The organism is Coleofasciculus sp. FACHB-712 (assembly GCF_014695635.1).
In the GTDB taxonomy this organism is placed as follows: Bacteria; Cyanobacteriota; Cyanobacteriia; order Cyanobacteriales; family FACHB-T130; genus FACHB-T130.
The window spans coordinates 1-6,804 of sequence record NZ_JACJOQ010000344.1 but is presented as its reverse complement, the minus strand read 5'-3'; the positions used below and the strand labels follow the sequence as shown (position 1 = coordinate 6,804).

Here is a 6,804-nt window from a genome sequence, read left to right as displayed (position 1 = left end):
CGCTGCTTCGCGATCGCGCTCTACTTTTATTCCCCAGAGCCACTGACGGCTATGAATACTCAGTCAGTGGTGAACTAGCTAATTTATTTCTGTATCTATTTTTACATTTTTCCTTTTAAAGTGTCAATTTTTAAGAGATTTTAAGAAAATCTTTTGAGCGAGCGCCAGGAAGTCATCCAACTTACTTCCCTGGCGGCTGAGGTTAACTGCTTTACCTGATTCAGTGGCTGGGAGAAGCGACAAGCCGATGTACAAATCGGGAAACAATCAATGGTTAATCAACGACACTAAAAATATTCGATAATCTTCTATCGGAAGTATTAAACCTTATCTACCTCCTAAGAAGGATAAAGAAGCCTGTTTTAGTGGTACTAAGAAAAATCATGAAACTCAAAAGCTTTTCCGCGTTACAGATTGTAATCAAAAGAACTGCCTTTCTAATCATTGCGGCTTTCGTGCTGGTTGTGGTTTTTGTGAATCGGGCGAATGCAAGCGGGGCAGAGTTCCTGGTAAGTAACGGCAATAATTTCGATGTCAATGAAATTCAATTTAAGCGAGTTGAATATGTCGGGCAATGTCCGGGAACTGTGATGAATCCGGGCACTAGAAAAGCTCAGTTTGTTTCCAAATCAACTCCACCCGCACCGAAAAGGAAAGTGACAATCCGGAACGTGACTCAGGGTATGAAGAGTAATCCTTATCCCTACACGAGCAGAGGTTACAGCGAAGGGCAATATTCTCAAGGCGTTGATTTGAGTTTAGGAAATAGCCATCAAACTCGTACTTTTGCAGTTTTAGAAGGCGAAAATAAGTTTGAGTATGAAATTAAAGAAGGAGAAAGAATAATTGAACAAGGCACTTTTACAGCGGAAGTTTCTGTAAAAGATGTTGGAGTTTTTCCCCGCGATACCATTTGTGAGGAAAAATTAGAATGTCGGGACGATGGAGACTGTTACGACAGAAACGGCAAGAAGAGAGGAAGTCGTCAAAGATGCTATACAACGAATACCTGCCATTGTCCTGACTGATGAGACTTATGCAGCTGGCAAGTCACGCAGGAAATAGAAGCGATCGCCTCGCCACTGGTAGATTGACGTTTCAACTCAATCCGTGATGAAAATAGGTATGCAGTTCGATAGATACACATTTGCCAGCACATGCAACAGCTGTCTCTCCCTTTGAATCTACCTGGTATTGAGCCAGACAAGGTTGTTTGGTTTAAGGAAATCTTGCGATCGCTCGGCGTCAGCCGTTGCCCAGCTTGGCCCGATCAATTTGGCAAATCTCTTCATAAATGGTTCACTCAACGAGGAGTTTCTCCCATCAGAACCTTGAGCTTGTTCTCTGGTGGTGGTGGCCTAGATATTGCCTTTCATGACGCCGGGTTTGATATTGTTGAGATGGTTGAGCTTGAAGCCAAATATGTACAGACATTAGAAAAGAACTCGAGGTCAGGGAAATGGCTAGAAAATTCCAAACCAATTTGCACTGATATTAAAGAATTTATTCCTAGCCCCGATCTAAAAGTAGATTTCATCATCGGCGGACCACCGTGTCAAACCTTCTCAGCAGCAGGTCGTCGAGCATCTGGCGTCGCCGGAACGAGCGATTCTCGCGGCACTCTTTTTCAAGAATATGTCCGTTTATTAAAGATGCTTCAGCCAAAAGGATTCCTGTATGAAAACGTCTATGGAATCACTGGAGCGCAAAAAGGAGAAGCTTGGAAAGAAATCCAAAATGCTTTTAAGGAAGCAGGCTATATAATTCATTTTCGCGTTCTTGATGCAGCTGATTATGGTGTTCCGCAACATCGAGAGCGTTTGTTTATTGTTGGAATTCGTGAAGGTAATTATTTATTTCCCTATCCAACTCATGGCCCAGATTCTCCTAATCAAGAACCTTTCTACTCAGCAGGAGAGGCAGTTGAAGGCGCTAATAAAACGGATGTAGACTTAGGTATTGGAGGGCGATACGGACACCTTCTTACAAATATACCACCTGGTCTAAATTACAGCTTTTATACAGAGGAAATGGGGCATCCAAACCCAGTGTTTAGCTGGCGATCAAAGTTCTCAGATTTTCTCTATAAAGCTGATCCTCAGATGCCGGTACGGACTATTAAAGCGCAAGGAGGACAATACACTGGCCCCTTTAGCTGGAAAAACCGTAGATTCACACTTGAAGAGCTGAAGCGGCTACAAACGATTCCTGACGATTATGAAATTGTTGGTAATCGTCAAGTTTGTATTGAACAGATTGGAAATTCTGTCCCGCCACAGCTTGGACGGATTTTAGCTCTCAGTATCTTAGATCAAGTCATGGGTATTAATTTACCTTTTCCCATGCACTACTTACTACAAACTAAACAACTGGGATTCAGACAGCGCAAGCGTCAGCTAACCGACATATACGCTCAAAAGGCTAAAGTGGCGCTCGCTAACTTACATATTGCTGGACAAATTACCTCCACATCCCCAAAAAACTATATAAAGGATGAGCAAGCTGTGCGCTTTTTATCAACAGATTTTTCTTGGGATGAAGAAGAAGCCCCTAACAGCATAAGAATTAATCTGCAATATCATCTAGATCCTTCTTCCTGGATAATTACAGCATCAAACAATCAAAAAAATAAAGATGACAATCAATATGTAATTGAAATATATCCAGCTTGGGATAACCAAGATTGGATTTTAAATACGGGGAAGGTTAAACTATGCGCTAAAAATTTAGATAAAGGTATATTTACAGCTTTATGGAAAGCGTTTGAAGAGAAACTTATTGAACTAACAGGCATGGCTGATTTAGTTCAACTTTCTGGGTATTACCAATACGCCGCCCGAATTACTGGAGTTATTACTTTTAATAGTAGTTTAAATATTGAGCCGTTTTGGCGTGTTGTTCAATGCATTGTTAGAGGAATAGGAGTGGCAACTCAATTACCAGCTCAAGGACTAGCTTGCCAATGGGGAGTTAATAAAGATGATGTGTTTTCTTACCTAGAATCTTTACGCAGCATGGGGTATGAAGTTAGGAACTACAACACCAATCCTCAAATCCCTAAAGGAGAATATTTAATTCCCTATGCGTTTCCAACACTGACGCCCAGAAGTGTACAACTCCGCAAGAACTTGAAATAAGGCAATGAGTGAACTACATCTGCGGGTATTCATTGACAAGAGTGAGCTAGTGCTACCTGATGGTACAACACAAGTTTTCTTAGAAGGAGGTATGAGCCAGACAGCCAAGCTGAAATATCAAAAAATAGCGCTAGAACTCTCTCAGGGTTATCTAGAGAAGCAAATTATTCTCTGTAGAGACAATTTAGCTGCTCTTAACTTATCACAACTCAGTCAAACTCATATAGGGATTCTACATAAACTTGTAGAATCAGTAACCAGTGAAGTTGGAAGAGCGCTGGTAGGTTTGACAGTTCTACAGTTATGTGTAAAAGCGGTGGAGCCAATGCAAAGCATAAGGCTGCATAAAGGTAGTGCAGGTACAAGAGATTTTTCATGGCGTGATGGAATATCAATGCGATCCTTGGATAGGCAGTATATAACCCCAGTGCTACGTAAATACGAGCTGCTTAGGCTGAACGCAGATGGATTTATGATGACGCGCAGTTTAGCAGAAAATTATCCTTACTCACCCGTTTATAAAGCTAATCTCAGAGGCGCTCGTCAAGAATGGCTCAGTATTGTTGAAGGAATTGAGACTAACGAAATAAATCCCGAAGCAGCTCTGCATTACTTACTCTCGCAGCTGCTAAATCAGGCAAATTCTTTCATAAACTTATCTTCCCAAACAATAGAAAATCTCAACAATGTTTTTGAGCAAGCTGAAGAGGTGGATAGGGAATATATTACTAACATCATCTTGAGGCATATCAAGGAGTCTGATTATGCAGCACGAATTATGGAAATCAGTATGCATAGCCTTATGCAAGCAATGCAAGAATGTCAGGTTTTTCCAGATGGAGCATTGAAACCTCTCTCACAGATGCGTTCAGCCAATAAAAAACACGGTAATATCGGTGATATTGAAATATTACAAGCTAGACAAATTATTGAATCGTGGGATGCAAAGTATGGAAAAGCTTACTTGCGAGATGAGCTTGAAGAACTTGCAGATAAGCTTGCAGCACACTCAACTGTTGCCTTAGCTGGTTTTGTAACCAGTGTAGAACCTGAACGGCGACAAGAGATGTTATATCGATGTCAAGAAATAGAAGATTTATTTGGTACATCTATAGAGATACTGACCTTTAGGGAGTGGATTAAAAAACAATTTAATCGAGCAATGGAAGATGGCCTAGTGACAGAGCAAGAATTAGCTCGCGCCTGGATGACAGCATATACCGAATCATTGGCACAAAGACGCCGAGAGATTGCTCCAATTGATGAGCCTTGTCATCAGTGGCTTACCACTTTAAAAGAAATATTGGAAAACTTCTAAATATCTTACATAACAGTCTGAATAGTCAAGTTAGGATCTGGTGGCTTGTGGATATCGACTCAATTTTTCAACCATTTCAGCGCTTTGGTGTTCATCTCGGACTAGAGCGCATTCAAAAATTATTGGCAGACTTGGGCAACCCGCACCACAAAGTGCCAGTGATTCATGTCGCTGGAACGAATGGTAAAGGCTCAGTTTGTGCTTACCTTTCCGCAGTGCTGACTGAGGCAGGTTATCGCGTGGGGCGATATACTTCCCCTCATTTAGTCGATTGGAATGAGCGCATCTGTCTAAACGAACAGCCGATATCGCTGGAAACGCTAGAAAAATTGCTGCTACAAGTCCAAGCAGCTATCCAACCGGATGAAGAGTCACCCACGCAGTTTGAAGTCATCACCGCCGCCGCTTGGTTGTATTTTGCTCAAGCTCAGGTAGATGTAGCGGTGGTGGAAGTGGGTTTAGGAGGGCGTCTGGATGCGACGAATGTATGCGCTAACCCTCTTGTCACAATTATTACTTCTCTGAGTCGAGAACACTGGCAGAACCTTGGCCCTACTTTAGCGGATATTGCTAGAGAAAAAGCCGGGATTCTCAAGGCGGGATGTCCTGCTGTGGTGGGGCAGTTGCCAGCGGAGGCAAGGGCGGTGGTACAGCAGCGGATTATGGAACTGGGTTGTCCGGTTGTTTGGGCTGAACCAGCGGTGGAGTTAGGAACCGCGAAGACGCAAAGGGAAGAAAGAAGCGTGGAGTATCAGGGGATAAAGTTTCCTTTGCCGTTATTGGGAGATTTTCAGCTGAATAATTCGGCGTTAGCCATCGCATCTCTGCAAATTCTCTCCTCACAAGGTTGGGAAATTTCAGAAGCAGCGATCGCTTCTGGTATGGCAAAAACTCAATGGGTAGGGCGTCTTCAGTGGACAAATTGGCAAAATCATCGGTTATTGATCGATGGTGCCCATAATCCAGCCGCCGCGATCGCATTGCGTCAATATGTCGATACCTTAGAAAAATCACCGATTCATTGGGTGATGGGGATGCTTTCTACGAAAGATCATGCCGATATTTTTAGCGCATTACTCAGAAAGGGCGATCGCTTGTATTTAGTCCCCGTCCCGGATCATAGTTCCGCCGATCCAGAGTATTTAGCTACCCTAGCTCAAAATATCTGCCCAGAATTAGCCGATTGTCGCACCTACCCGGATCTCACGGCTGGATTAGAAGCTGCGATTTCTCCAGAAAGTTTATTAGTTTTGTGCGGTTCACTTTATTTACTAGGTCATTTTCTGGAACAAAACCGCTCTGCTGCATCCAGATAATCCTTGTATTTTCAACGCAGAGGAACGCAAAGTAACGCAGAGGAAGAATCTCTGGATTACTCAGCACTCGCCGCCAAGTTTTTGCCTAAAATGTCGTGCTGCACTTGCTCTGGGGATTGGTTTCCGTTGACAGTCAACAACCGTTGGCGATGTTCATAGTATTCCAGGATGGGAATCGTGCGTTCTTGGAATAATTCCAGGCGGCGTTGTACGATTTCTGGTTGATCGTCTGGGCGCGATCGCTTTAGGGAACGGCTCATCAACACTGATTCTGGCACCTCTAGCCAAATTGCCCAATCTAGATGTTGTCCCAAATCTTCCAGCAAAAAATCTAATTCTTCTGCTTGAAAAGCAGTGCGCGGATAGCCATCTAACAGCCAACCGCCCTTGATATCCGGCTGTTGAAGACGCTGGCGCATGAATTCGATCATCAGGGGATCGGGCACTAACTCACCCTTTTCTACATAGGATTGTGCTTGGATACCGAGGGGATTTTGGGATGCGATCGCTTGCCGCAAAATGTCGCCCGTGCAAATTCCAGGAATCCCCAGGTGACTACATAGCAATGCAGTCTGCGTTCCTTTACCTGCCCCAGGCCCTCCTAGAATTATTAGTCTCACGGCACCTTGCTCCTGCTGTGATTAAATCAAGCATCGCCGGAAGCTGAACTTTGAGCCAGCTTTCAACCAAGCCTATGCTGGCTATTTTGCCATTGATCGGTCGCTCAGCGAGACTGACGAAGCCAAGAACTAATACAAGAACTAATACAGGATAGTTAGCACTTGGCGGGCTTGACGGATGGATATATCTAGTGTTTGATTATGAGGCAAAATAAAAAAACACACTACATATCGTTTGCTAACCAAACTTTTCTGGGGCAAGCGATTCGCTCTTCAAGATTCCTCACGATTAAACTTCGCCTTATGGTTGCCCAGCTAGAAACCCCAGCGCTTCATTCAGATCGTCGCCTGCTCCCCACTATTGAAGGACTGGTGCAAGTTTTTACCGGCGCTCACCGCAGCTTTTTTACCGG

Annotated in this window: 5 protein-coding genes and 1 pseudogene; 5 read left to right on the top strand and 1 reads right to left on the bottom strand. The window is 43.6% G+C overall.

Annotated features, from left to right (window positions below):
- Positions 1-383 precede the first annotated feature (383 nt).
- The 4 genes from H6F50_RS08775 (at position 384) to H6F50_RS08760 (ending at position 5,771) form a co-directional block, all read left to right on the top strand.
- Complete coding sequence (locus H6F50_RS08775) at positions 384-1,028, top strand: hypothetical protein (RefSeq protein WP_190428391.1); 645 nt, start codon at positions 384-386, stop codon at positions 1,026-1,028.
- Between the two features lie 201 nt (positions 1,029-1,229).
- Positions 1,230-3,137 (top strand): DNA cytosine methyltransferase, encoded by a 1,908-nt coding sequence (locus H6F50_RS08770; protein WP_242028949.1) that lies wholly within the window; start codon positions 1,230-1,232, stop codon positions 3,135-3,137.
- Positions 3,138-3,141: 4 nt separating this feature from the next.
- Positions 3,142-4,455, top strand: a complete 1,314-nt coding sequence (locus H6F50_RS08765; protein WP_190428389.1) for a hypothetical protein — start codon at positions 3,142-3,144, stop codon at positions 4,453-4,455.
- A gap of 47 nt (positions 4,456-4,502) precedes the next feature.
- Positions 4,503-5,771 (top strand): Mur ligase family protein, encoded by a 1,269-nt coding sequence (locus tag H6F50_RS08760; protein ID WP_190428388.1) that lies wholly within the window; start codon positions 4,503-4,505, stop codon positions 5,769-5,771.
- 56 nt (positions 5,772-5,827) lie between these two features.
- Here H6F50_RS08760 and H6F50_RS08755 read toward each other — a convergent pair whose 3' ends face one another.
- Positions 5,828-6,391 (bottom strand): adenylate kinase, encoded by a 564-nt coding sequence (locus H6F50_RS08755; RefSeq protein WP_190428387.1) that lies wholly within the window; start codon positions 6,389-6,391, stop codon positions 5,828-5,830.
- Positions 6,392-6,592: 201 nt separating this feature from the next.
- On the opposite strand from H6F50_RS08755, the pseudogene H6F50_RS26735 reads away from it, so the two are divergent.
- A pseudogene (locus H6F50_RS26735) lies at positions 6,593-6,804 on the top strand (hypothetical protein); the annotation flags it as partial.